Below are 822 nucleotides of genomic sequence, written 5' to 3'. Positions count from 1 at the left end.
CGTCTGCAGGGCAAGCCGCGCGGCCTGCTCGCTCACCGCGCCATAGATCGGACGCAGCGCTGCCGCGATCGTCTTGCGGTCCTTGTAGCTGGCGTACTCAAGACTGTTGCGGATCAGGTGCACGATGCACGTCTGCACGGTGGTGCGCGGGTAAGCGGTGCCAATCGCTTCGGCCAGTCCCTTGAGCCCATCAACGACCGCGATCAGGATGTCCTGGCAACCGCGGGTCTTGAGTTCGTTGAACACCTTGAGCCAGAACTTCGCACCCTCGGTCTGCTCGATCCACAGTCCGAGCACGTCACGCTGGCCGTCGGCCTGGACGCCCAGGGCCAGATACACAGCCTTGTTGCTCACCACGCCATCGCCACGGATCTTCACGCGCAGCGCGTCGAAGAAGACCACCGGATACATCGGCTCAAGCGGGCGGCTTTGCCAGGCGAGCGTCTCAGCCATCACCTCGTCGGTGACCGAGCTGATGAAATCGGGCGACACTTCGGTGCCGTAGGTCTCGGCCAGAAACGCCTGGATCTCGCGCACGCTCATGCCACGCGCGTACATCGCGATGATGCGCTCGTCAAAGCCGGTGAAACGACGCTCATGTTTGGGAATCAGGATCGGTTCGAAGCTACCGTCGCGGTCCCGCGGCAGTTCAACCCTGAGCGGGCCGTGATCCGTGATGATCGTCTTGCCGGTGGCGCCGTTGCGCTCGTTGGTCTGGCCTTCGGGCTTGGGCTGCCCCGGCGGGTAGCCCAGATGCCTGTTCATCTCGGCGCCCATCGCGCGCTCGATGACGGCCTTGTTGAACGCCAGCATCAGGTCCTG

The 822-nt window shown here is 64.0% G+C and carries 1 protein-coding gene; it reads right to left on the bottom strand.

Annotated features, from left to right (window positions below; all coding sequences use genetic code 11):
- A partial coding sequence (locus M3I54_RS44450) for an IS256 family transposase (RefSeq protein ID WP_254346738.1) occupies positions 1-822 on the bottom strand: 822 nt, incomplete at both ends.

The organism is Paraburkholderia sp. CNPSo 3274 (assembly GCF_024206475.1).
Taxonomy (GTDB): Bacteria; Pseudomonadota; Gammaproteobacteria; order Burkholderiales; family Burkholderiaceae; genus Paraburkholderia.
Note: the sequence above shows the minus strand (reverse complement) of the source record. Positions and strands in the feature narration are given on the sequence as shown.